At 65.2% G+C, this 23,907-nt stretch carries 23 protein-coding genes; 20 read left to right on the plus strand and 3 right to left on the minus strand.

The window, feature by feature from the left end; genetic code table 11:
- The first annotated feature begins 102 nt into the window (after positions 1 to 102).
- From ACYVF5_RS14300 to ACYVF5_RS14320, 5 genes are all read left to right on the plus strand, one after another.
- Complete coding sequence (locus ACYVF5_RS14300) at positions 103 to 1,170, plus strand: carbohydrate kinase family protein (protein ID WP_460947571.1); 1,068 nt, start codon at positions 103 to 105, stop codon at positions 1,168 to 1,170.
- 72 nt (positions 1,171 to 1,242) lie between these two features.
- Positions 1,243 to 2,601: an ABC transporter substrate-binding protein gene (locus ACYVF5_RS14305; RefSeq protein WP_460947573.1), complete on the plus strand. Its 1,359-nt coding sequence runs from the start codon at positions 1,243 to 1,245 to the stop codon at positions 2,599 to 2,601.
- Complete coding sequence (locus tag ACYVF5_RS14310) at positions 2,594 to 3,502, plus strand: carbohydrate ABC transporter permease (RefSeq protein WP_460947575.1); 909 nt, start codon at positions 2,594 to 2,596, stop codon at positions 3,500 to 3,502. The genes ACYVF5_RS14305 and ACYVF5_RS14310 overlap by 8 nt, the downstream gene beginning before the upstream one ends.
- A complete protein-coding gene (locus tag ACYVF5_RS14315; RefSeq protein ID WP_460947577.1) occupies positions 3,499 to 4,317 on the plus strand; it encodes a carbohydrate ABC transporter permease in 819 nt (272 codons plus the stop codon). The genes ACYVF5_RS14310 and ACYVF5_RS14315 overlap by 4 nt, the downstream gene beginning before the upstream one ends.
- Positions 4,314 to 5,102, plus strand: coding sequence for a glucosamine-6-phosphate deaminase (locus ACYVF5_RS14320; protein ID WP_460947579.1), 789 nt, complete (start codon positions 4,314 to 4,316; stop codon positions 5,100 to 5,102). Before ACYVF5_RS14315 ends, ACYVF5_RS14320 begins: the two co-directional genes overlap by 4 nt.
- Before the next feature lie 84 nt (positions 5,103 to 5,186).
- Here ACYVF5_RS14320 and ACYVF5_RS14325 read toward each other — a convergent pair whose 3' ends face one another.
- Positions 5,187 to 6,275, minus strand: a complete 1,089-nt coding sequence (locus ACYVF5_RS14325; RefSeq protein ID WP_460947581.1) for an AraC-like ligand-binding domain-containing protein — start codon at positions 6,273 to 6,275, stop codon at positions 5,187 to 5,189.
- Positions 6,276 to 6,618: 343 nt separating this feature from the next.
- Between ACYVF5_RS14325 and ACYVF5_RS14330 the strand changes: the two genes are divergently transcribed.
- The 7 genes from ACYVF5_RS14330 to ACYVF5_RS14360 all read left to right on the plus strand — a co-directional run bounded on the left by ACYVF5_RS14330 (position 6,619) and on the right by ACYVF5_RS14360 (position 13,334).
- Positions 6,619 to 7,071: a carboxymuconolactone decarboxylase family protein gene (locus ACYVF5_RS14330; RefSeq protein ID WP_460947583.1), complete on the plus strand. Its 453-nt coding sequence runs from the start codon at positions 6,619 to 6,621 to the stop codon at positions 7,069 to 7,071.
- Complete coding sequence (locus tag ACYVF5_RS14335) at positions 7,068 to 8,006, plus strand: NAD(P)-dependent oxidoreductase (RefSeq protein WP_460947585.1); 939 nt, start codon at positions 7,068 to 7,070, stop codon at positions 8,004 to 8,006. Before ACYVF5_RS14330 ends, ACYVF5_RS14335 begins: the two co-directional genes overlap by 4 nt.
- Before the next feature lie 41 nt (positions 8,007 to 8,047).
- Positions 8,048 to 8,653: a TRAP transporter small permease gene (locus ACYVF5_RS14340; RefSeq protein ID WP_460947588.1), complete on the plus strand. Its 606-nt coding sequence runs from the start codon at positions 8,048 to 8,050 to the stop codon at positions 8,651 to 8,653.
- Positions 8,654 to 8,655: 2 nt separating this feature from the next.
- Positions 8,656 to 10,101 (plus strand): TRAP transporter large permease, encoded by a 1,446-nt coding sequence (locus ACYVF5_RS14345; protein WP_460947590.1) that lies wholly within the window; start codon positions 8,656 to 8,658, stop codon positions 10,099 to 10,101.
- A gap of 285 nt (positions 10,102 to 10,386) precedes the next feature.
- Positions 10,387 to 11,535: a TRAP transporter substrate-binding protein DctP gene (dctP, locus tag ACYVF5_RS14350; RefSeq protein ID WP_460947592.1), complete on the plus strand. Its 1,149-nt coding sequence runs from the start codon at positions 10,387 to 10,389 to the stop codon at positions 11,533 to 11,535.
- 161 nt (positions 11,536 to 11,696) lie between these two features.
- Complete coding sequence (locus ACYVF5_RS14355) at positions 11,697 to 12,008, plus strand: EthD family reductase (protein ID WP_460947594.1); 312 nt, start codon at positions 11,697 to 11,699, stop codon at positions 12,006 to 12,008.
- 48 nt (positions 12,009 to 12,056) lie between these two features.
- Positions 12,057 to 13,334, plus strand: a complete 1,278-nt coding sequence (locus ACYVF5_RS14360) for a multidrug effflux MFS transporter (protein ID WP_460947596.1) — start codon at positions 12,057 to 12,059, stop codon at positions 13,332 to 13,334.
- Between the two features lie 90 nt (positions 13,335 to 13,424).
- Here ACYVF5_RS14360 and ACYVF5_RS14365 read toward each other — a convergent pair whose 3' ends face one another.
- Together ACYVF5_RS14365 and ACYVF5_RS14370 are read right to left on the minus strand one after the other, a co-directional pair.
- Positions 13,425 to 13,886: a ribose-5-phosphate isomerase gene (locus ACYVF5_RS14365; RefSeq protein WP_460947598.1), complete on the minus strand. Its 462-nt coding sequence runs from the start codon at positions 13,884 to 13,886 to the stop codon at positions 13,425 to 13,427.
- A gap of 19 nt (positions 13,887 to 13,905) precedes the next feature.
- The gene (locus ACYVF5_RS14370) at positions 13,906 to 15,636 is read right to left on the minus strand and encodes a dihydroxyacetone kinase family protein (RefSeq protein ID WP_460947600.1); all 1,731 of its coding nucleotides are present in this window, start codon (positions 15,634 to 15,636) and stop codon (positions 13,906 to 13,908) included.
- Between the two features lie 178 nt (positions 15,637 to 15,814).
- Here ACYVF5_RS14370 and ACYVF5_RS14375 point away from each other — a divergent pair, with 178 nt between their 5' ends.
- The 8 genes from ACYVF5_RS14375 (at position 15,815) to ACYVF5_RS14410 (ending at position 23,886) form a co-directional block, all read left to right on the plus strand.
- Positions 15,815 to 16,633 (plus strand): sugar phosphate isomerase/epimerase family protein, encoded by an 819-nt coding sequence (locus tag ACYVF5_RS14375; RefSeq protein ID WP_460947602.1) that lies wholly within the window; start codon positions 15,815 to 15,817, stop codon positions 16,631 to 16,633.
- A 2-nt stretch (positions 16,634 to 16,635) separates the two neighbouring features.
- Positions 16,636 to 17,397, plus strand: a complete 762-nt coding sequence (locus tag ACYVF5_RS14380; protein WP_460947604.1) for an SDR family NAD(P)-dependent oxidoreductase — start codon at positions 16,636 to 16,638, stop codon at positions 17,395 to 17,397.
- Positions 17,398 to 17,505: 108 nt separating this feature from the next.
- Positions 17,506 to 18,192 (plus strand): GntR family transcriptional regulator, encoded by a 687-nt coding sequence (locus ACYVF5_RS14385; protein ID WP_460947606.1) that lies wholly within the window; start codon positions 17,506 to 17,508, stop codon positions 18,190 to 18,192.
- Between the two features lie 125 nt (positions 18,193 to 18,317).
- A complete protein-coding gene (locus ACYVF5_RS14390) occupies positions 18,318 to 19,820 on the plus strand; it encodes a sugar ABC transporter ATP-binding protein (protein ID WP_460947608.1) in 1,503 nt (500 codons plus the stop codon).
- Between the two features lie 2 nt (positions 19,821 to 19,822).
- Entirely contained in the window at positions 19,823 to 20,809 is a 987-nt protein-coding gene (locus tag ACYVF5_RS14395) for an ABC transporter permease (protein ID WP_460947610.1), read from the plus strand.
- Positions 20,799 to 21,839 carry an ABC transporter permease gene (locus tag ACYVF5_RS14400; protein WP_460947612.1) on the plus strand — a complete coding sequence of 347 codons (1,041 nt, stop codon included), beginning with the start codon at positions 20,799 to 20,801 and terminating at the stop codon, positions 21,837 to 21,839. The genes ACYVF5_RS14395 and ACYVF5_RS14400 overlap by 11 nt, the downstream gene beginning before the upstream one ends.
- A complete protein-coding gene (locus tag ACYVF5_RS14405) occupies positions 21,836 to 22,858 on the plus strand; it encodes a substrate-binding domain-containing protein (protein ID WP_460947614.1) in 1,023 nt (340 codons plus the stop codon). Before ACYVF5_RS14400 ends, ACYVF5_RS14405 begins: the two co-directional genes overlap by 4 nt.
- 92 nt (positions 22,859 to 22,950) lie before the next feature.
- Positions 22,951 to 23,886 (plus strand): cyclase family protein, encoded by a 936-nt coding sequence (locus tag ACYVF5_RS14410; RefSeq protein ID WP_460947616.1) that lies wholly within the window; start codon positions 22,951 to 22,953, stop codon positions 23,884 to 23,886.
- Positions 23,887 to 23,907: the final 21 nt, after the last annotated feature.

The raw sequence follows: 23,907 nt of genomic DNA on the forward strand, positions 1-23,907 counted from the left end.
ATCAGTCAACTTCGAGCACTATTTGACGCACTAACGATCATTTTGGAGTATGTTCTATCAAACCGAGTCGTCGCCGACGAGCGGTTATCGAGAGGAGTTGCAGTGGCAGCCGAAACCGCTGATGCCGAGTTCGACGTGGTGCTCGCCGGGCCCGTCTTCTTCGACATCATCCTCACCGGCCTCGACTCCACACCCGCCGCAGGCACAGAGGTGTGGGCTCAGGGGATGGGCTCCAGCCCCGGAGGGATCGCGAACCTCGCGGTCGCGGCGGGCCGGCTCGGTCTGCGCACCTCGCTCGCGACAGTGTTCGGCGATGACGTCTACGGCCGCTGGTGCTGGGAGCTGCTGAGCGAGCACGAGGGCATCGACCTCAGCCGCTCTCGCCGGCTTTCGGACTGGCACACGGCGGTGACGGTATCGATTGCCGAGAACGGCGATCGCAGCATGGTGACCCACGGCCACGACAGCCCCGTGTCGGCCGATCAGCTGCTCAGCGGTGGCATCCGCACCCGTGCCGCTTTCGCGGAGCTCAGCAGCATGGGTTCCGCAGAGGAGAACGTCGCCTGGTGGAAACGCGCAGCCGACGGAGGCACACGGATTTTTGCCGACATCGGATGGGATTCCACGGGGGCGTGGGATCCACGAGACCTCGAGCCCCTCGCCTCCTGCTACGCGTTCACGCCGAACGAGCGCGAGGCGACTGCATACACCCGCACGGACTCTCCGCTGGATGCAGCCCGTCGGCTCGCCGAACGTGTTCCGTTGGTCGTGGTGACCTGCGGCGCCGACGGAGCCATCGCCATCGACTCCGGCACGGGCGAAGAAGTGCGGATCGCACCTGTTCCCGTTCAGGCGCTCGACGCGACAGGAGCCGGGGATGTCTTCGCGGCATCCTTTGTTCTCGGCTCACTGCGGGACTGGCCGCTCGCCCAGCGTCTGGCCTTCTCGGCACTGTGCTCCGCGCTCGCCGTGCAGCAGTTCGGCGGCTCGCTGGCCGCACCCGGCTGGGGGGACATCGCGGACTGGTGGGATGCCATCCGCGCGAAAGGCGAGGAGGATCTGATTCGTCGGTACGGCTTTCTGACCGATGTTCTGCCCGAGGAGCGCGCCGGTGCGGTGCGGCGGGCAGAGGCGACATTCCGGCTCGTCGATCACCTTCCGAGCACGTGACCCGCGCATCTTCACACGTTCACATTCGCACCACCCGAACGACCCGCATTCACACATCACGAAAGGGACACCATGAAACGACAGACACGGCTGGCGGCTCTCACCGCCGGTGGCGCTGCACTGGCGGTCGCCCTCGCTGCCTGCGCACCGGGCTCGGGCCAAGACACCGGCCAGGAGAACGACAACAGCGAGATCAGCACCGACATCTCGGATGTCGGTGAGATGACCCTCACGGTCTGGGACCAGGAGGTGCGCGGTGGTCAGAACGAGCAGATCGAACAGCTGAACGCGGCCTTCGAAGAGAAGTACCCGAATATCACGATCGACCGGAACTCGCAGGCCTTCGATGACCTGAACACAACACTGCGGCTCGCCCTCACAGACGAGGACGCCCCAGACGTTGTGCAGGCGAACAACGGCCGCAACACCATGGGCGCTTTCGTCGAGGCCGGCCAGCTGCGCCCCCTCGACGACTACGCCGATGCGTACGGATGGTTCGATCGCTACCAGGAGTCGATCCTGCAGTACTCGACATACAGCGACGACGCCGCGGTGTTCGGCGACGGCAACCTCTATGGCCTTCCGCAGGTCGGCGAGGTCGTCGGAATCTTCTACTCGAAGAGCAAGCTCGATGGCCTCGGCCTCGAGGTTCCGACCGACTGGGCAGCCTTCGATGAGGCACTCGCCGCTGCGAAAGCGGCCGGAGAGACGCCGATGCAGCTCGGAAACATCGAGCAGTGGCCGGCCGGCCACGTCTTCGGGCCGCTACAGGGAAACTACGTGGATGCCGAGGCGATCGCCGATCTCGGTCTCGGAAACCCCGGCGCGAGCTGGACCACGCCCGAGAATGTGGAAGCCGCGGCGGCTCTGCAGGGCTGGGTCGATGAGGGATACTTCAACGACGGCGTCAACGGCACGGACTACGACGCAGCCTGGCAGGCACTCGCAGACGGCAACGGCGTGTTCCTGATCGGCGGGTCATGGCTCGCCGCCGACCTCGAAGACGCGATGGGAGACGACCTCGGATTCTTTGTTCCGACGACGGGTGAGGGCACCCCGGCGACGACCGGCGGAACGGGCCTTCCGTTCACGATCACCTCAGCCGCCGAGAACAACGACGTGGCCGCCGCCTACATCGACTTCATCACAAGCGATGAGGCGATGGAGGTGCTCGCCGAGACCGGCAACCTGCCCGTCAACCGCACCGCGGAGCTCGCTCCCGAATCGGGTGTGCTCGCAGACGTCTTCACCGCGTTCGGCGACGTGACCGAGAACGGCAGCGTGCTGCCCTATCTCGACTACGCGACCCCGACCTTCGGTGACACCCTCGGCCAGTCGCTGCAGGGATTGCTCGACGGTCAGCTCTCGCCGGAGGAGTTCACCGAAGCGCTTGAAGCCGACTACGCGGAGTTCATCGAATCGAATGGCTGATGTCCGCACAACCGGCCGGAGCGTCTCACGGCGCTCCGGCCGGTTGACCAAATCCTGGGTCCCATACGCCTATCTGGCGCCCGCTCTTCTGATCTACGGAGTTTTTCTCCTCTTTCCCCTCGGACGTGCTGCGCAGTTCTCGTTCTATGAGTGGGACGGCCTCGGCGCGTCGACCTTCGTCGGTTTCGAGAACTACGCCGCGCTGGTGCTCGACGAGCAGTTGCGCGAGGCCTTTGTGCACGCGTTTGTGCTCATCTTCTTCTACGCGGTCCTTCCCCTCTGCATCGGCCTCATCCTGGCGGCGCTGCTCACCCGGGTGAAGGTCAGGGGCATCGGGTTCTTCCGCACCATCATCTTTCTGCCGCAGGTCATCGCGATGGTCGTTGTGGCCGTCACCTGGCGGCAGATCTATGCCCCGGACGGACCTCTCAACGGTTTTCTGCGCCTGATCGGCCTCGATGCGCTCACCCGCCCCTGGTTGGGCGACTACACGTTCACACTCCCGGCGGTCGGACTCATCGGCAGCTGGGTGTCGCTCGGTCTCGTCACCGTGCTGTTGATGTCGGGTATGAGCCGTGTCTCGCGTGAGCTCTACGAAGCCGCCCGTCTGGATGGCGCGGGGCCGGTTCGCGAGTTCTTCTCGATCACCCTTCCGTCGGTTCGCGGCGAGATCACCGTTGCGCTCACCCTCACGATCGTGGCCGCTCTGAAGACCTTCGACCTCGTCTATGTCACGACCAGCGGCGGGCCGGGCACGTCGACGACGGTGCCGAGCTATGAGGTGTATCGCCGGGCGTTCGAGCTCGGCGAGGTCGGAGCCGCGACCGCCGTCGGCATCGCGCTCACGATCATCGTGTTCATCATCAATTTCGTCGTCAACAGGATCGGAGACAAGACGTGAAGGTCTCTGGCCTCGAAAAGGGCGCGAACTATTTGATTCTCATCGTGTTCGCGCTGATCGTGCTCGGACCGATCGGGGTGATCCTCAGCCTCGCCCTCGGGCCGCAGAGTGCGTCGGTCGGGCGCGAGGGTCGCGTCTTCCACTGGGAGAACTTTCCCGACGCGTGGGAGATCGGCCGCTTCGGTCAATACATGGCGACGTCTGTGCTCGTCGCCGTGATCGTGGTCGTGGTTGCGGTGACCGTGTCGGTGCTGGCAGGCTATGCCCTCGGCACCATGAGATTCCGAGGCGCGACGTTCTTCTTCTATCTGTTTCTGCTCGGCATCATGGTGCCGACAGAGGCTTTCATCGTTCCGCTCTACTTCGACCTGCGTTCGGTCGGGCTCACCAACACGGTCTGGGGTGTCGCGTTCCCGCAGATCGCGATGTCGATCGCGTTCGGCACCTATTGGATGCGCACCTACTTCCGGTCGTCCAGCCTGGCGATGATCGAAGCGGCACGCCTCGACGGCGCCGGCACCATGCGCATCCTGTGGCAGATCCTCGTTCCGATCGGGCGCCCCGCGATCACGACACTCGTTCTGCTGGTGTTCATGTGGACGTGGAACGAGTTCCTGATTCCGCTTGTGATGTCTCCGAACGGCAGTGTGCGAACGGCTCCGCTCGGTCTCGCCTTCTTCCAGGGCCAATACACCCAGGGGACGGCTCTGCTCGCCGCCGGTGCGGTGATGGTGGCGTTGCCGGTGGTGGTGCTCTACATCTTCTTGCAGCGGCACTTCATCAAGGGAATGCTCGAGGGGGCGGTGCGCGAGTGATCGACGTGCACGTGTTGCCGGATGCTGAGGCCGTCGGCGTTGCGGCGGCAGACGTCATCGATGCGGTCGCCTCTGAGCCGGGCGGTGCGGTGCTCGGCCTGGCCACAGGGTCGTCACCCGATCGCGCCTATCGCGAGATCGTCCGTCGGCATGCCGGCGGGGCGAACGCGTATCAGCAGGCTCGCGTCTTCATCCTCGACGAGTACGTCGGTCTCGCACCCCAGCATCCCGAGCGGTATGCGGCGGTCATCCGGCGTGCCTTCACGGGACCTGTCGGCATTCCCCTCGACCGGGTGAACGCGCCGAACCCGGATCTGCCCGACCTCGACGAGGCGTGTGCCGAGTACGACCGGATGGTCGGCGACGCGGGAGTGGACCTGCAGCTGCTCGGTGTCGGCGCCAACGGGCACATCGCGTTTAATGAGCCCGGAACACCCCTCGACGCACGCACACACGTCACCGAGCTGGCCGAGCAGACGCGTCGCGACAACTCGCGGTTCTTCGGCGGCGATGTCGAACGGGTGCCGATGCGTGCGATCACCCAGGGGATCGGCACCATTCTCGGCGCGCGGCAACTGCTGCTGCTCGCGACCGGGCGGGCGAAGGCCGAAGCCGTGGCGGAGTTTCTCAGCACAGAACCGTCTGTGCACCTGCCCGTGTCGGCCCTGCACACACACGATTCGGTCACTGTGCTGCTCGACCGCGATGCCGCGGCGCGGATCGATCCGGATGCCGCGCTCCCGTCTGTGCGGCTGCACCGCTCCGAGGCGATCCGCCGAGTGTGATCGTGCCCGCGTCTGGCCGACGGAGGTTAGCGCGGCTAAACCCTCGACATACTGTCCCAGGGAGCGGTCAGGGGTCGAGCGGGGTTATGACACCTGGCGCTCGGCGGCGCGGGCAGAGAGGGCCAGCCGCTCGTTCGCACGATACGCTCTCGGGCTCACTCCGTACTGCACCTTGAAGACCTTGCTGAAGTGCGCGCCGTCTGTGAAGCCCCACCGATGCGCGATCTGCAGGATCGACAGCGAGTCCAGTGCGGCGTCGAGCAGATCGACTCGGCAGCGCTCGAGGCGGCGCCACCTGATGTAGCCCGACACCGTGTGGCCTTCTTCTTTGAACAGGTACTGAAGGTAGCGCGCCGAGATGAAGTGCGCGCGGGCGACACTCACCGTGCAGAGGTCGGGGTCGTCGAGGTTCTTCTCGATGTAGAGCCTGAACTTCTCCATGTCCGCCCGGCAGGATGCCTCTGGTGCGGGATGGTGCTCGAGCTCGGCCGAGAGCAGGGCGGTCACGAGGTTGAGCGCGCTCTGCATGATGCGCACGCCGTTGACCCCCTCGAGCTGGTTCAGGTTGCCGGCGATGTGCTGCATAAACGGTGAGATCACGAGGCCGACACCCTCGTCTCCCGGCAGGCGCACAGCGGTCAGGTCGTTCAGCACGCTCGAGGCGAGGCCGAGCATGTTGTGCGGGAACATCATGATCAGCGCCCGCACGTCTTCGGCATAGTCGAGTGTGTATGGGCGGCTGGTGTCATAGATCGCCACGTCACCCGGCTTCAGAACGGCCTCACGCCCGTCTTGCACAACGCGACCGGTTCCTGAGATCTGCAATGAGAGCTTGAGGTGCCTGGCGTCATCCGCTCTGATCTGCGACTGCAGGCGGCTTACGCTGTGTGTGCTCGCCTCGAGCGACGTGACGCAGGTCTCTTCGATGTAGATCGACGTGAATCGCCCGCGAAACGTCGGCGCCGTTGTGGTGATGGTGAGGGGAACGAAGCGGGTTCCCATCAGCTCCTTCCACTCCGCGAAGCTCTCGGCCCTGCCGCGTTCGACGGCCACACCCGCGTGACTGAGCGCGAGAGTGCTGAGCTCGGTGTCGTCAGGGGCTGAATCCGGCGAGGTCGAGACCTCCCGCTTCGCGGCGTCGATCGAGCGAGCTGACTGAGACATCGTTGTCATTCGGGTGCTCCTTCATCGGTGAACTCCGACGTCATCTGCCGGCCGATCGGATGCGGCACCTGGGTCGTCCGGTGTCGCCGCCGGCATGCATAACGTGTTTCAAGCATGCACCCACAACCCGAAGATGCAAAAGTACGTCCTGTTGTCGAGGCACCCGATGGAGCCAAGAGCGGGGTGGCAGACGACGACACCGGCCGGAGTTCGCCGCACGAGCTTCGGAGTGCGCGTACGGACAAGAAACCCGCGCACGGTGTGGCAAGAATGAGGATCTGACGCCGGCGGCTTGTGCCGAGAACGGCACCAGGTCATCAGTGGAGGATCTCGATTCGCCACACACACAGGAATGAGGAACACCGTGATCCGCGACGATCTTTATGAGACCGGTCTCGCCCAACGCCGCGCGATGTTCGGGGCAGCCGGCGCCGAAGACCAGGTGGAGCACACCACGGACCTCAATGACAAGCTGCAGGACTTCGTGACGCGCAACTGCTTCGGCGACATCTGGCAGCGCCCGGGTCTGTCGATGGCTGATCGAAGCAAGGTGACGCTTGCGATGCTCATCGCCACCGGCAAATCGCACGAGATCAGGGTGCACCTGCGGGGTGCCCTCGCAAACGGCGTCTCACCCGTCGAACTGCGCGAGCTCGTGGTGCACTCGATCCTCTACTGCGGCATCCCCGCAGCCGTGGAAGGCATACGCGCGCTCGACGAGGTTCTGGCGGAGAAGGGCATCTCGCTCGAACTCGACGGAGAGGCGTCGGCACAGGCGGAGCCGACGGGGACGGCAAGACGGTGACAGGGAACACGGAGAGGACGGCGAGCACGGTGGTCGAGAACGCGGCTGAGAACAAGAGCACACAGACGGTTGTGGGTTTCGTCGGATTGGGCACCATGGGTGACCCCATGTCGACGAATGTGGCGTCGGGAGGCTATGACCTGCGGTTGTACGACATCGACTTCGACCGGGCGAACGAACTCGGTGAGCGGATCGGCGCGACGGCCGTGCGTGAGGCCGCAGAGCTCGCCGGATGCGATGTGCTGGTCCTGATGCTTCCGACGAGCGCGATCGTGCGCTCGGTGCTGCTGAACGACGACGGCGGCCTCGCGATCCCGTTCGAGCCGGGAGCCGTTGTCGTCGACATGAGCTCGTCCGACCCGAACGACACCGTCGAGACCGGTCGCGCGCTCGCCGTGCACGGCGTCAGCCTGGTCGACGCGCCGGTGTCCGGTGCACGCGAGAGGGCGATATCGGGAACGCTCGCGATCATGCTGGGCGCGGATGACGACGCAGCGGCCGAGCGTGCGATCCCCGTGATCGACACGATGAGCCAGAAGATCTTCCGCACGGGCAGGCTCGGCACCGGGCACGCGATGAAGGCGCTCAACAACTTCGTCGCCGGGGCGTCGTTCGTCGCCTCATCTGAAGCGCTCGTCGCGGGGGAGCGCTTCGGCCTCGACCCCCGGGTGATGGTCGACATCCTCAACGCGTCGACAGGCCAGACCTTCGCCAGCCTGAACGTGCTCGGCCCACACGTGGTCGAGAGAGAATTCGCCTCGGGATTCGCTCTTCCGCTGCTCACAAAGGATGTTCGAATCGCCAAGTCCCTGCAGGACTCCGTCGGTCATGACGCACCCGTATGCTCTGCGGTGACCGACGCGCTTGGCAGCGCTCTCGACGCGCTCGGCAACGTCGATCACACCCAGGCATACACGTTCTGGGAGCAGCGTTGACCGCCTGCTGCGCTGCGCAGGGCACAGGGAAGTAGGAACAGATGAAGATCGTCTTCTGGCTCAGCAGAGTTCTCGCGATTCTGTCGGCGCTGTCGATAGTCGTGCTGATGCTGGCGATCACCGCGGATGTCATCGCCCGATATGCGTCAGAAGCCAGCATTCCCGGGCTTCTCGAGCTCGCCGAGTCGAGCCTGGTCGTTGCCGTTTTCTTCGGGCTGGCGTGGGCTGGCGTTCAGGGTGAGCATGTCGCCGTGACACTGCTCGCCGACCGGCTCGGCGAGAGGACGAACCGGGTGTTCGACATCGTCGTCTGGGCGTTGGCCACGGCTTTTCTGGTGTGGTTCCTCTGCGCCGTCGTCGAACGGGCGATCAGCTCGACGAGGGCGGGCGAGCAGCGTTTCGGCCTGATGCAGTGGCCGCTCTACCCCCTGCGCTGGGCGATAGCCATCGGTATCGGCGCGTTCCTGATCGTGGCGATCGCCAACCTTGTCCGCAGCATCGCGGGCCGACGGCCCGTGGGCGGCTCAACCGACGCCGCGACGGCAGAGCTGCCCTCGAACGACCCCGGACCTCACGCAGCCGAGTCGGCTGAATCCAGAGCGGCAGAATCGACGACCGCATCCACGACCGAATCACGGAGCAGCTAGACATGGACGTCTCACTCATCGTCGCGATAGTCGTGGTCGTGCTGCTCGGTCTGCTCGCCCTGAAGATGCCCGTCGCACTCGCGCTCGGCATCTCCGGCGCATTCGGGCTGATCATGCTGAAGGGGTTCGGCTACACAACGAACGTGCTCGGCGCTGTGCCCTTCTCGCAGACGGCGAGTTTCGGCCTGACGATCATTCCCATGTTCATTCTGATGGGCATGTTCGCGGTCAGGGCGAAGATGGCTGAGCACGTCTTCGCCGTCGCCAACCGCTTTGTCCGCAAGGCGCCCGGCGGGCTCGGCGTCGCCACGGTCATGGCCTGCGCCGGGTTCTCTGCCGTGTCGGGGTCGAGCATCGGCACCGCCGCGACGATGTCGAAGCTGTCGGTGGCCGAGATGCGCGCCGTGGGATACCCCGCGAGCCTGGCGACGGGAATCGTCGCGGTCTCTGGCACCCTCGGTGTGATGATCCCGCCGAGCACGTTCCTGGTGCTCTACGCCATCATGACCAACACGTCTGTCGCAGAGATGCTCGCCGCGGGAATCCTTCCCGGCCTGCTCTCGGCGGCGGCGTACATCGCCTACATCATGGTCGCCGGGCACCGCAAGATCGGAAAGTCGACGGACAGAGACGACCTCGTGGGCGTTGTGGGGCAGGCGCATCGCGACGCGAAACTCGCGGCGGGCGCAACCGCCGAAGACCGCACGACGGCCACCCTCACACGCACCTCACCGGTGACCGGGCGGATGACCGACGCCACGCCGCTGCGCAAGCTGCCGTGGCGTGGTGTGGTGCGCATCGCGATTCTCTTCGCCATCGTGCTCGGCGGAATGTATTCCGGGCTCTTCACCTCCACCGAGTCCGCGGCGATCGGCGCTCTTGCCGCTCTCGGAATGCTCGTTCTCGAAAGCCGTCGCCAGGGCATCAAGGCGATCGCGGCGAGTTTCAAGGGCGCGCTGCAAGACACGAGCTCGACGACGGCCATGGTGTTCATGATCATCGTGGGCTCTGCCGTGCTCTCGACCTTCTTCATCGCGGCAAAGGTTCCGGATGCCGTCACGGACTGGGTCTCCGGCCTCGGCCTTCCGCCGATGCTGATCCTGGCACTCCTGCTCATCTGCCTGATCCCGCTCGGCATGGTGCTCGAGTCGCTGTCGATCCTCGTGATCACCGTTCCGATCCTGTACCCGATCGCAACCGAATTCGGTTTCGAGGGCGTCTGGCTGGGCATCCTGATCGTCAAGCTCATCGAGATCGGCATGGTGACGCCACCGGTCGGCATCAATGCGTTTGTGGTGGCCGGAAGCACGGGGGTTCGAACAGAGACGGTGTTCAAGGGAATCCTGCCGCTTTTCAGCGTGGACCTGCTGATCACCACCGTGCTGTTCCTCGTGCCGCCGATCGCCCTGTTCCTGCCCTCCCTCGTGCGGCAGTCGCTCGGGGGCTGAGTGCGCCACGGCGACCGGCGACCGGCGACCTTCAGACTGGGAGTGGGATATTTCTCAATTTTGGTATGCTGTCGGCCGTTTCTTCGCTCTCAATGCTCGCGCAACGGCCTGCGCAACAGAGAGTTCGCCGCCGGACAAGCGCTCAAGCGGATACGCACAACACACCGGCGGGCCGACTCCATAGCCTGAAAGAACCCGGGCATCACGCAGGTGAAGGCCAGAGCACCGACAACCAGAGCACCGACAACGGCCGACGACACGTCGGCCATATCGAGAGGAACAACGATGTTCACACAGCACATACCGCGGCGGCAGACGCGCGCGGGTCTGGCCGCAGCCGGGTTGGCGTGCACGGTCACCCTTCTGCTCGGAGCATGCGCCGGTGGCACCGAGGAAGGTGGCGGTGGCGGTGACGAAGAGACGTTCGAGTTCACGCTGGCAACGGCCGCCACCGCCGAGACTCCGAACGCCGCCGTTCAGGACTGGTACCTCGATCGTGTCGAAGAAGCCAGTGACGGGCGCATCACCTTCGATCGCACAGCCACAGAGGCGCTGTGCAAGGCCCCAGAAGTCGTCGACTGCGTGCGCGACGGCCGGGCCCAGATCGGTGTCACGGTTCCTGACTACACGCCGCAGTACTTTCCGACCCTGAGTGTGGTCGGCATCCCGTTCATCAACCAGAACTCGCAGGCGATCACCGCCGCCCTCTATAACGTGCACACCGAATACGAGCCGGCGCAGCTGTTGATGGAGCAGAACGGCCTTCACTATGTGTCTGCCTGGCCCGTCGGCCGCTTTATCCTCGGAACCGAGGAGCCCGTCGAGAACGTCGGCGACCTGGCCGGGTTGCAGGCGCGATCATCCGGGCCGGTCATCCAGCAGGTGCTCACCGAAGCGGGGATGAACATCGCGGCGATCACGGCGAGCGAGACCTATGAAGCGGTCGAGCGCGGTGTCATCAACTCAGTGGGCGGTGCCATCGACTTTCCGGTGAACTACAAGCTTATGGAGCTGCTGCCCTACTGGTCCGACCCGGGGATCGGGCAGTACTCGACATTCGGCATGTGGTTTTCGCAGGATGCCTATAGCAGCCTGCCGGATGACCTCAAGCAGGTCGTCGACGACGTGACGGAAGAGCTCAACGGCGGTGAGGGTGTGCGCGCGTTCAACGATCAGGCCGCCGGTCAGTGCGACCAGATGCTCGACGCCCCGACCGTCGAAGGCTTCACCGGCTGGAGCGAGTCCGCCACTGAGGAGTGGGAGGCCGAGGTCGGCGACAGCGCAGAGCAGAAGTGGGTGGAGGTCGCGGGCGATGCGGGCCTCGAAGACCCCGAGAGCCTTCTCGACTTCTATAAGACGGCACTCGACGAGAACGCAGACGCCGAATACACGGACGCCACCCTCGACTGCGTCGAGCAGTTCGCAAGCCGCTGATCGACGCGCAGCGGTGCCGGGCTGGTGCCCCCCGGTGGTTGAGCAGGCCGGCGAGGAACGAGCCGACCGTCTCGAAGCCTCCCGCAGGCCGATCGACTCAACCGCGGCACTGACGCCAGAACCGAATCACCAGAGCCACCACGAACGAAAGGCCATCCGACATGCACAAACTCGTTGTGCTGTATCCGCACCCCCAAGACCCCGCGGCGTTTGAGAAGTATTACCGAGAGGTGCACCTGCCGCTCGCACGCAGGTTGCCCGGTGTGCTCGACATGCGCTTCGCAACGAATGTGCATGCTGCGCAGGGTGAGAGCCCGTACTTCGCGATCTTCGAAGCGGACTTTCCGGATGCGGCCGCGCTCGGAGCAGCGATGTCGTCGCCAGAGGGGCGGGCGGTCGAGGCTGACGTGCCGAACTATGCCTCTGCAGGCGCTATCGTCGTGGACTATGAAGCGGAAGCGATGCCTGTCTGATGCACCACACCATCGGCCTGGACCCGCGACACCCTCGTTGAGGCGCGAATGACCCGCGCGTCGCGAACACCGCGGCGCGCATGGGACGGGAGTCGTGTCGGCGCCATCACCGCCGTCGCCTGTGTGCTGGCGTGGTTCGGCCCGTTCACCATCGATGCCTACAGCCCGGCCCTCCCGGCCATCGGCGAGGCCCTCCGCGAGCCCGTTGCCCTCATTCAGGTCACTTTGACGTCGGCGCTCATCGGGCTGGTGGCCGGGCAGGTGGTGTTCGGTGTCGTCAGCGACCGCCTCGGTCGCCGGCTGCCGCTGCTCGGCGGACTGTCGCTCTTCACTGCGGCATCCGTTGTCTGCATCGTCGCGCCAGACGTCTCGGTTCTCATCGTCGCGCGGTTCGCGCAGGGGCTCGGCGCGGCGAGCGCGGTGGCCGGGTCGAGGGCGATCGGCCGAGACCTCTTCGAGGGCGGCGCGCTCGCGCTGTTCTACTCGCGCCTGGCGTCTGTCACCGCCCTGGGTCCGGTGACCGGAACGCTTCTGGCCGGGGTGCTTCTCGACGCGACGGGCGAGTGGCGCTCGGTCTTCGTGATGATCGGTTCGCTCGGTGTGATCGCTCTCGTTCTCGTCGTCTTCGTGCTCCCAGAGACCAGACGGATGCACGCGGCCGAGCCCCGAGCATCCACTGACGACGACGCTCTCGAACGGCGAGCGGTCTTCGTGCTCGCGCGGCAGCCGCGTATGCTCGTGGCCACTGCTCTGATGGCCTGCACCGCCGGTGGTTTTGTCACCTATCTCGGCGGCAGCACCTTTCTCTTTCAACAGGACTACGGCGTCTCGCCCTCTGGTTACAGTGTGATCTTCGCCACGAGTGCCGTCGGGCTCGCTGTCTGCAGCCACGTGAACGGACGCCTGGCCACACGATGGCATCCGGCGACGATCGCCGTGGCGGGCACCACAGCGATCCTCGTCGTCGTCGGCTCGCTGCTGGTGGCGTTCGTCTTGTATGCACCGCTGCCGGTCGTCATCGGGCTTATGGTGATGCTGATGTCGGCGTTCGGCTTCGTGACTCCGAACGCCACGACATTGGGCATGGCCGTCGACCGCCGTTATGTCGGCACCGCTGCGGCTTTTATGGGGGTCGCGCAGTTCTGCCTGGGCGCGTGCGCCGTTCCGCTGCTGGGTGTGACCCTGGACGGTCCGGTGCCGATGCTCGGTGTGCTTCTTCTCACCTTCGCCGTGGCCGCGTTCACGATAGCGGTCTTGGGCAGGCGCATGTTCATCCGGCGTGTGCCCTGGTCTCCCGAGCGCTCGGCGCCGTCGCGCCAGTCGTGAGTGTTCGGAAATCAGCCATACGCCGGTCGGGGCGATGTGGTTGCCTTTCGAACACGCACCGCCTTGAACCTGTGGCCCTCGGCCGAATGCTCATGCGCCCTCGTACTCGCAGATCACCGAGACCTTGGCGGCCGATGCCGAGCTCTCATCGAACCGGTAGGTCAGCCATTCACTCGCAAGCCGCCGAGCCAGCTCCAGCCCGATGACGCGTTGGCCGAAGGCCAGCACCTGCGCGTTATTGCTGAGTACGGCTCGTTCGACCGAGTACGAGTCATGGGCGGTCACGGCGCGGATCCCCGCAACCTTGTTGGCCGCGATCGCCACGCCCAGTCCCGTGCCGCAGACGAGCAGTGCCCGGTCCGCCTCACCCGCAGCCACCCGTCGTGCGGCCTCGACGGCGACGTGCGGGTAGGCGGTGTTTTCGTCTGCGCCCACACCGACATCGACGACGGATGCCACGTCGGCGTGTGCCTCGAGATCCTTCTTCAGAGCTTCTTTGTATTCGTAACCGGCGTCGTCTGACCCGACGACGATGCGCAACGGGGTTGCCATGGTCTCCTCGTTTCCTCTGTTATCTCTGGTTCGTCGTGAACGCGTCGGTGAGCGCGCCGATGATCAGCGCGAGTGACAGTGCTCCGGCATCCGGTGTGCCCACGCTCTTCTCGGCAAGAGGCCTCGCCCGACCGAGCCGCGGAACGAGGCCGGCCGTCGCATCGGCCGATTCGTGTGCCACCCGTGCGGCATCGATGAACGTCGCGGCAGACGGTGAGCCGGCCGACGCTTCGGATGCCAGCGCTGCGGCATAGGGAATGAGCACGTCGACCATCGTCTTGTCCCCGAGCTGAGCCTTGCCGAGCTGCATGATCCGGTCGCGCGCCCGCTCGACAGCGCTGACCATCTGCGCCGCGCTGAATGCGTCGGAGTCGCCGAACTGCTCCCCGATGCTCTTGAGCGCGGCCCCCCAGAGCGCTCCGGACGTTCCGCCTGCCTCATCGGACCAGGCGTCGCCCGCTGCCCGCAACACAGACGCTGCGCCCGCGCCCTGGGCGGCAGCGGTTCGAGCCGCGGCGAGAGCAGCAGAAGTCCCGCGCTCCATGCCGATGCCGTGATCGCCATCACCGGCGATCCCGTCGACACGGCCCAGCTCGGGCGCGTGCTCCGCCATGGTCGCGCTCATCAGCTGGAGTGCATCGACGACACGGGCCGCCAGTTGTCGTGACTCCGGCGTGCCCTGTGCGACCTCGCTCTTCGCAGCGGTGGCGGCATCCAGCATCGTCGAACGCTCTTCGTCGCTGATGCTGCGCACGCGAGCAGCGCCGCCTTTTCGGTATGCGGGGGTGTTGCTCGGCGACGTCCAGAGCGGCTCCAGCTCATCGTCGAGCCAGAACAGCGTCAACGAGGCGCCCGCCATGTCGAGGCTGGTGCAGAGCTCTCCCACATCGGGAGAGACGACGGTCAGCCCCCGTTGCACGAGCAGCTCGCGCACGCGGCGGTACACGACGAAAAGCTCCTCGTACGTGACTGCTCCGAGTCCGTTCAAGAGAACGGCGATGCGGTCGGATGCTCCCGCCGGAATCTCGGCGAGGAGCCTCTCGACGAGGAGCTCCGCGAGTCCGTTCGCAGAGGGAACGGGCTGGTCGGCGATGCCCGGTTCGCCGTGGATGCCGAGCCCGAGTGACATCATGCCCTGCGGAACGGTGAACAGGGGCTCTTCACCGCCGGGCAGTGTGCAGCCGGCGAACGCGACACCGATCGAACGCGTTCGCTCGTTGGCGAGATGCGCAACCCTGACCACCTCGTCGAACGAGTATCCGGCGTCAGCTGCTGCCCCGGCCACCTTGAAAACCGTCAGGTCCCCCGCGATGCCGCGTCTCTTGTGGGCCTCATCGGGGGCGGCGCTCGCGATGTCGTCGGTGACGAGAACGATCTCGACAGGAATGCCGTCTGCGCGCAGCCGGTCAGCGGCTTCACCGAAGTGGAGCACATCGCCTGCATAGTTCCCGAACGAGAAGACCACGCCGTGACCACGATTCGCCGCCCTGGCCACGTTGTAGATCTGCTGCGCAGAAGGTGATGAGAAGATGTTGCCCATCGCGGCCCCATGAGCAAGGCCCTGCCCGACGAGGCCGCAGAACGTCGGATAGTGACCGGCACCGCCGCCCACCACCACAGCGACCGAGTCGTATGCGGTGCTGCGGACCACCCCGCCAGGCACCTGCAGGACGAGGTCGGGATGTGCGGCTGCGAAGCCCTCGACGAGTTCAGCGGGAAACGCTGCGGGGTCGTTGAACAGACGGGTCATCGTTGAACTCCTGGGATCGAAACAACTGTCGTGTCGGTGTGAGGCCTTGTGAAGGACTATACCGTTGCTGACTATTTGACTGTCAACAATATAACAAGTAGCATCCCTGTGTACTCATGGACGAGGAGGAACCGTGGAGACCGAGCGAGTTATCTGCTCGACGATTACGCTTCGGCACTTGCCGCTCGACGAAGCGCTCGACACCATATCCGAACTGGGGTTCACGGCCATCGACCTCGGTGCCCTGCCCGGCGTGTGCGATCACGTTCCGTATGAGCTCGATCGCGAAGCGGTTGGCGACGTGGCCGCCGTGGTGAAGGCGTCGAAGCTCCGGGTGCGGTCGATCAACGCGGATGTCGGTGACCTCAACGTGCCGCTCAGCGCGGTCGGGGCGGCCGAGCGCTCTCGGCACGTCGACCGGCTCATCGAGCTCTGTGTGGCGACCGGCGCTCACGCGCTGGTGCTTCCGAACGGGCGCTCATCCCACACCCCGAACGATGACCTCGACGCTGATCTGCACAGGGTCGTCGGCGAGCTGACCTGGATCGCCGAGCGAGCCGCGCGCCATTCGCTAGAGCTCTGGGTCGAGGCGCCGCACTTCTTCAGGCTGTGCTTCGACCTGGATCGTACGCGGGCGTTGCTCGAGCTGTTGCCGCCGCAGATCGGCGTGGTGTGCGACGTGAGCCACATCACGGCCTCCGGAGCGACGCCGCGTGAATTTCTCGCTCTGGCGGGGCAGCGCACTCGCCATGTGCATCTGCGCGATGCCGAGCCCGGGCACATCCACCACAGCATCGGGAACGGTGTGGTCGACTTCGAAGACCTGGTCGCGGCACTGGCAGAGCATCGATACACAGGTGCCCTCGCCCTCGAGCTCGAGACCCGGGACGTCGCCGACGACCAGCGCCCCGCCGCGGCACAAGCCGCCGGCGAATACATCAGCGGACTCCTCGGCTCTGTGGCGTCTGCGCCTCTCTCTCACCACACAGAAAGATGACAATGACCAAGAAGAACAAGACAGCCGTCGTAACGGGTGCGGGCTCGAAACGCGGAATCGGCAGGGCGACGGCTCGTCGTCTGGCCAGAGACGGCTGGAGTGTCGCGGTGCTCGATCTTGACGGGGCCGCGGCGGCCGAGGTGGCGGCAGAGATCACCGAAGAGTTCGGCGTACAGACCATCGGCCTGCCCGCGGACGTGACAGCCGAGAACTCAGTGGACGAGGCGATCTCGGCCGTGGAGTCGGCCATGCCCGAGATCGGTGCTCTCGCGAACATCGCCGGCATCACATCACCCAACCGATTCTTCGACACCACCCTCGACGAGTGGAATCGCGTGCTGTCGATCAACGCTGGCGGCACATACATCGTCACGAAGCGCGTCGCACGAGGAATGGCCGAACGTGGTTACGGGCGAATCGCGAACATGTCGTCGGTCTCGGCTATACGGGGCGGCGGGGTCTTCGGCGGTGTGCCGTATTCCGCAGCAAAGGCCGCGATCCTCGGTTTCACGCGAGCACTCGCCCGTGAGCTGGGGCCGCAAGGTGTCACCGTGAACGCCGTCGCGCCGGGAGTGGTGAACACCGACATCCGTGCCGGCGCCACGTCACCCGAGCTCGAAGCAAAGCTCTCGGCGGATGTTCCGCTCGGTCGCCAAGCGACGGCCGGCGAAGTGGCTGCGCTGTTCGCGTTCCTGCTGAGCGATGACGCCGGATACCTCACCGGTGCGACCTACGACATCAACGGAGGCTCACATATCTACTGACGCCGTGTGGTCGCGCCTGTCACCCGCCGCATGGGCCGGCCCTGCACGTTGCCGTAGCATTCATGTGAGATCACGACGTGGTGTTGTGTCTTCGTGGAGGCAGGCCAGATGACTATCGAAAGACAGGCGAAGCTGAGGTCACTCGGCGGGATCGACCGCAAGAATCTGCGTGAGCTGAGCCTGGCGCGGCTGCGTGAGGCGATCAGCAGCGGTGAGCTGCCCCCTGGCACTCACCTAGCCGAGATCGAGCTGAGCGAGGCGCTGTCGATCAGTCGCGGCACGTTGCGCGAGGCTCTCAGGCACTTGCAGCAAGAAGGTCTGCTCAGCACGGATGCGAGAGGTCGCCTATCGGTCCGGGTCGTTTCGAAGAGCGAGGTGTACGACATCTTCGCCGTGCGCAGCGCGCTCGAGGCCTTGGCGTTCGAGCAGATCTGTCAGAGCGACGAACGTCAGCGGATCGTCGACGAGCTGCGGGCGAAGCTCGAGCCGCTTCGCAGCGAGGGCGGAACGTTGAACGACCGCCTCGAGGCCGATCTGGAGTTCCACGCCACCATGTGCCGGCTGAGCGGAAACGAGACGCTCTATAAGTCATGGATCGGGGTGAGCGGGCTGGCGCGGGCAGCGATGACCGCCGCGGGCCCTGACCGCGCATTGACCAACATGGCGCATTCACGACATGCTCCGATCGTGGACCTGCTTGAGCAAGGAGATGCCGAAGCAGGTCGCCTCTTTCTCAAGAACCACATGCGAGAAGCCGCCGACCGCATCATTGCGGATCTTCCCGAGGCCGGCTGACGCCATCCGCGCCGTCGAGGTCGTTGTGCGCGCTCGAAAATCAGCGTTGACAGTACTACTGATCTATTGTTGACAACGGATGATCCGCCGTGATTGTCTATACAGCACACAAGGAGGTGTATCCCGTGAGAGATACCCAGGAGCCCGTTCTTTCGATGACAGGCATCGCGAAGAACTTCGGTGGAGTGCAGGCGTTGCGCTCGGTGGACTTCTCGCTCTTCGCGGGAGAGATCAATGCCCTGCTGGGCGAGAACGGCGCCGGAAAATCGACGTTGATCAAGATCATCGCGGGTGCCCACCAACCCAGCGGCGGCGAAATCGTTCTCGGCAGCACTCCCATTCGGTTCCGCAACCCCAACGCAGCGACAAAGGCGGGCATCGCCGTCGTCTATCAGGAGACGAGCCTCGCCGGCGACCTCTCAGTGCTCGAGAATCTTTACCTCGGAGCGTGGAAGCGCAACGGAGCGACCATCGACTGGCGGGGCATGCGTGCCGAGGCCGAAGCGTTGTTCGCGCGGCTCAACATGTCGATACCGCTCGGCGCCCGGCTCGGCTCGCTGAGCAAGGCCACCGCCCAGCAGGTCGAGATCGCCCGCGCCCTGCTTCGTGACGCTCGCATCCTGATTCTCGACGAGCCCGGGTCGGTGCTGAACGATCAAGAGCTCAGAAGCCTTCATCGGTTGTTGGTCGAGTCGAAGCAGAGCGGCGTCGCCGTTGTGTACATCACCCATCGTCTCGAAGAGGTGTTCCGTCTCGCCGACCACATCACTGTGCTGCGTGATGGGGTGACCGCCGCCGTCGCCCCGACGGCCGAGGTCGATGAGTCGTGGGTCATCCGTCACATGGTGGGGCGTGACGTCGAAAGCCTCTATGCGCGAACGCCCACAGACGCCGGTGACCCGGTGCTCACGCTGCGGGGTGTCTCGGGTGGCGACGCCTTCAGCGATATCGACCTCACGGTGGCCGCGGGCGAGATCGTCGGACTCGCAGGTCTTGTCGGTGCCGGTCGGTCTGAGCTGGCCCAGTGCATCGCCGGGCTGCACCCGCAGACAAGCGGCCAGCTCACCGTCGGCGGAAAGACCGTGAAGCCCACACCGTGGGCCAGACAGCGCGCGGGCATCGGCTATCTGCCGGGCGACCGCGGTGGTCAGGGTATCTTCGCCTTCCGCAGTCTCATCGCGAACATCACGGTGAACACGGTGAAGCGCTACTCGTCGCTCGGGTTCGTCCGTCGGTCGGCGCAGAAGGCCGCGGCGCTCAGGGCGATGAAGCAACTGAACGTCAAGCCTCTGCTGCCCGAACTTGCCATCGGAAACCTCTCGGGCGGCAATCAGCAGAAGGCCCTGATCGCGCGTGTGCTCTCGACGAACCCGTCGGTGCTGGTGCTCGAAGAGCCGACGAGCGGTGTCGACATCGGCGCCAAAGAAGAGATCCATCACCTCATCGACCGGCTGATGACCGAGGGCATCGGTGTGCTCCTCATCTCGTCGGACCTTCCCGAACTGGTCGGCATGGCAGACCGCACCCTCGTGATGCGGGAAGGGCGAATCGCTGCTGAGTTCGCGCGCGGCGCCGATCCAGAAGACGTGATGGCCGCCGCATTCAGCTCTGCGCCCGTGAAAGGTTGACGATGTACACGGATCGTTCCTCGCACTACTCCATCGCTGGGTTTCTGGTGGTGGTCTTCGTGGTGCTTTTTGTGCTCGCACCGAGGTTCTTCGACGCGGCCAACCTCGGTGACCTCGGCATCAACGTCGCCATCTCGGCCATCGTCGGAATCGGTGCGCTCGCCGTCATCGCGACAGGGCACATCGACGTGAGCGCGGGTGCGATCTTCGCCATCTCGGGCATCGCTGGTGCGTCTGCCGCGGCCTCCGACACGGGCCCGGTCGCGTCGATAGCGATAGCCGTCGGCGTCGGGGCGCTGCTCGGTCTCATCAACGCGATCCTCATCACGGTTCTGCAGATCCCCTCGATCATCGCGACCCTCGGCACGTCGAGCCTCTTCTCGGGAGGACTCATCTTTCTCACCAACGGCGGGCTGTGGATCGTTGGACTGCCAGAGGACTTCACCTGGATCGGGCAGGGTTCCCTCGCCGGTGTCGGCGTGCCTATCTATATCGCGTTGGTTGTGCTCGCGGTCGCGTGGTTTCTGTTCAATCAGACCCGTGGTGGGCGGAGCATCTTCGCCGTGGGCTCGAACGTCGAGGCGGCACGGCTCGCCGGCATCAGGGTGCGCGTCGTCGAAGGGTCGGTCTTCGTCGTCAACGGGATGCTCCTCGCGCTGGCCGCATCGCTGACCGTCGCACGGCTCGGTCAGGCGCAAACCAATCTGGGCTCATCGATCACGATCGCTGCGATCACGATCGCGGTGGTCGGCGGCACCAGCGTCTTCGGTGGCACGGGCACCGTCTTGGGCATCGTCCTCGCATCACTGCTGGTCGAGGGCACAAGCTCCGCCCTCACCTTTCTGCACCTGGACCCGCTGTGGTCGCAGACGCTTCAGGGTCTGTTCATCCTCGCTGCGCTGACGCTCTCCGTCATCAAACGGCGCGGTGACGGTATGCCGCTTCGCCTGCCCGCCGCTCTTTCGAAGGGAAACCGCCGTGCTGCGTAAAGCCGCCGCCCGTTCTCTGCCCGCGGTCGTGCTGACCGTGTTGCTGCTCGTCGTTCTCGTCACGATGAGCATGATGTCGTCGCACTTTCTCGACATCGGGAACCTGCTCAGCGCTCTCGCGCTCGCCACCCCCCTCGGAATCCTCGCCATCGGGATGACCTTCGTCATTCTGATCGGAGGCATCGACCTGTCCGTCGGCTCAATGCTCGCCCTGACCTCCGTCACAGTCGGCCTGCTTGTCGAGCTCGGTGTTCCCCTCGTCATCGCGGCCGTACTCGGGCTCGTCGTGGGCACGCTGAGCGGCCTCGTCAACGGCATCCTGATCAGCCGTCTCGGTCTTCCCTCGATCGTCGTCACCATCGCGACGATGGCGGTATACGCAGGGCTGGCCCTCGCTCTGTCCGGTGGCCGGTCGTTCCCGATACCCGCAGACCTGGCGTTCCTCGGGCGGGGCTACGTCGCGGGGATTCCGATGCCACTGATCTGTCTGCTCCTGCTGTTCGTCGTCGCATACGTCGTTCTCACCCGCACGGCATACGGCGACATGCTCTACGCCCTCGGCACGAACGCCACCGCGCTGCGCTTCGCCGGCCGTCGATCGAACACGATGGCACTGTCCGCCTATGTCGTGTCGGGGTTTCTCAGCGCCGTCGCCGCACTCGTCTTCTGCTCGATGGTGTCCAGCGCGAAGGCGAACTTCGGCAGCGGCTACGAGCTTGCGGCCGTCACCATCGTCGTCGTCGGCGGCGCTGCGCTCACGGGCGGCAGGGGCACTCTCTGGGGAACCCTTCTCGCGACCGTTGTGATCGCCCTGATGCAGAACGGATTCTCGATCGCTTTTGTGCCGACCGAGATCCAGACGATGTTCGTCGGTGCCGCGCTTGTTCTGACGGCGATCATCTACCGCTGGCTGCCGGTCCTCATCCGTGAGAGGCCAGAGGCGCGGCCCGCATCGACGCCATCCGTCCCACCCGCCCCAGCCGTCCCACCCACCCCTGTGCACTCACACGAACAAGGAGACCAGCAATGAAGCTCAGAAAAGTCATCGCGGCCACGGCGGCCGCTTTTGCACTCACCCTCACCGGATGCAGCATGGGCGCCGCCCCGACGGCCGGCGGCGATGCAGACGCCGACACCCTGCAGATCGCTATCATCCCCAAGATCAACGGCATCCCCTACTATCAGGCGGTGCAGGAGGGGGTCGAAGAGGCGGCGGCCGAACTCGGCGACGCGGTCGAGGTCATCTGGAACGGTCCGAGCACGGCAGAGGCCAGCGCTCAGGTGCAGATCATCCAGAACATGGTGAACGCCAAGGTCGACGTGATCGCGATCGCCGCGAATGACCCGGCCGCCGTCGCGCCCGCGCTGCAACAGGCGGAAGACGCCGGAATCAAGGTGATGTCATGGGACGGGGATGCAGACGTTCGCGAGCTGTTCGTCCAGCTCGTCGACGCGCAGGCGTTCGGCGCTGAGCTCGCCGACCAGATGGCGGAGCAGGTCGGTGAAGAAGGGGATGTCGCCGTGGTGACGTCGACACTGACCGCACCGAACCAGTCGGCCTGGCTGGAGGGGATCCAAGCCCGCATCGCCGAGGCGCACCCCGGTCTCAACATCATCACAACGACCGAGAGCGGCGAAGACCAAGAGCTCGCGATGAACCAGACCAAAGACATCCTCAGGGCATATCCCGACGTGAAAGGAATCTTCGCCATCACAACCGCTGCTCTGCCCGGCGCAGCGCAGGCCGTCGAGTCACTCGGACTGTCCGGCGAGATCGCTGTCATCGGAAACTCCACCCCGAACGCGATCAAGCAGTACTTCGAGACGGGAACCCTCACGTCAGCGGTTCTGTGGAACCCGATCGATCACGGATATCTCACGGTCTTCGCCGCGTATGCGCTCGCTGAGGGCGACGTCGCCGAAGGGGAGCCGTTCGACGCGGGCCGCCTGGGCGAGTACTCTCCTGAGACAGACGATGTCAGCCTGTTCGTCACCCTGAGCGATCCGCTTGTGTTCACGCCCGAGAACATCGAGGAGTACGACTTCTAGAAGGTCGGGGTTCCCGCCGTCATACGACGCCGGGAACCCCGCACGCGCCTCGCGCCGCTCACCGGCCTGCGGGGTCGACCAGACGAGGAAACATGGAGAGACGCAACACCGTGAGCAAAGCCCGCTTCGACGAGATCGTTGAAGCGGTCAGAGTGTGGGGACGACCCGGCGTCGCCGATGAGCCGGCGTTGTTCACGCGCATCACGCCGGAGCGGACGGTCGCCGCGCTGGCCGGAGTGACCTCTGGCCGGGTCATTTCGCTCGGGCGACCCTGGCCGGTGCAGCCCGCCGTCGACAACCACCGCCCCGCGCTTCACTACATGAGCGACATCGGCAGCATCCTCGCCGATGGCGACACAGAGCCGACGTGCTACAAGGATTTCATCGGCGTCGACTATCACGGCAAGACGATGAGCCACATCGACGCCTTCTCGCACATCGCATACGACGACCAGATCTTCGGCGGCGTGTCGGCGACGGGCTCGCTCACTGCCGAGGGCATGGCATCGGGCGACGTCACCGACTTCGGCGCGCTGGTCACCCGTGGTGTGCTCGTCGACATGGCGGCGGCCGGCGGAGCATCGTGGACCGAACCCGGCACGGCGTGGTCGTTGAGCGACATCCGCCGAGTGCTCGACGCGCAGGGTGTGGAGCTGCAGAACGGCGACGCTGTTCTCTTCAGGTCCGGGCATGACCGTCGGCGCCGCGAGCTCGGCCCATGGGATCCGGATGCCGCTGGCGCCGGTGTGCACGTCGAGGCTGTTCCGTGGTTGTTCGCCAGCGGTGTCGCCATGCTCGGCGCCGATGGTGAGACCGACGTGCGACCGAGCCCGGTCGAGCTGGTCACTCTTCCGATCCATGTGCTCGCGCTCACGATGGCCGGGGTGCCATTGCTCGACAACCTCGACCTCGACGAGCTCGGACGGGTGTGCCGTGAGACCGGCCGTTACACCTTTGCGCTCGCCGTCACGCCGCTCAACATCCCTGGCGGCACGGGCTCGCCGGTGAATCCGGTGGCGATCTTCTAGTCGCTTCTTCTTCGGACACTC

The organism is Okibacterium endophyticum (assembly GCF_054780075.1).